At 68.9% G+C, this 772-nt stretch carries 1 protein-coding gene; it reads right to left on the bottom strand.

Annotated features, from left to right (window positions below; genetic code table 11):
* Positions 1-70: 70 nt before the first annotated feature.
* A partial coding sequence (locus ACXJKH_RS21590) for a serine hydrolase domain-containing protein (RefSeq protein WP_457322453.1) occupies positions 71-772 on the bottom strand: 702 nt, incomplete at its 5' end.

Below are 772 nucleotides of genomic sequence, written 5' to 3'. Positions count from 1 at the left end.
CAAGCGTGGTGCCGATGCCGGATGCTCTGCGATAACAACGCCCTGCCTGTGCAGGGCGTTGTTGTTTCGGCTACGGGGTTGCTGGCGGCATCGCCGGGGCCAACCCGGCGAACAAACCGCCGAGCACGCCCATCGTGGCCTTGTCCGCGCCCATGTCTTCGGCGGCGTTGGCAATGGCGATCACGCCATTGTTCTGTGCGGGGAACAGCACCACCCAGGCCAGCCAGTTGCCATCGGAGCCGCCGTGCACCAGCACGGGGCCCTGGCGACCGGCGATGGACGGCTGCACGCCCCAGTCCAGCCCGGATGGGCTGCCGGTCTGCGCGGTCTGCATCAGCGCGTACGAGGCCGGGGTCAGCAGTTTGCCCTTGCCTTGGCTACCGGCCAGCTGATCGATGGCAAACAGCGCCAGGTCCTGCAGGCGCATATGCAGGTTGCCCGCTGCGGTGTAGATCGGCGGCACGCCGTCATCGGCCTTCTGCGGGGCGGCGGTCACCGGCTTGCCGCCGCGATGGCCCAACGGCTGCCCGGCAGAAGTGGGGCCGAATCCGGCACCGGTCATGCCCAGCGGCTGGAACACCTCGCGCTGGATCAGCGATTCCACATCCTTGCCGGTGGCGCGCTCGGCGATCACCGCCGCGATCAGGAAGCCGCTGTTGCTGTAGGCGAACGCGGTGCCCGGTGCATGCACGGGTGTTTCGGCCAGCGCGGCCTTGATGTAGGCCTCGCGCTGCACGGGCAGGGGCCGGGGGTCCACGAAGAAGGCATCCAG

It is taken from the genome of Stenotrophomonas sp. P5_B8 (genome assembly GCF_054049855.1).
This window is presented reverse-complemented; position numbering and strand designations above follow the sequence as displayed.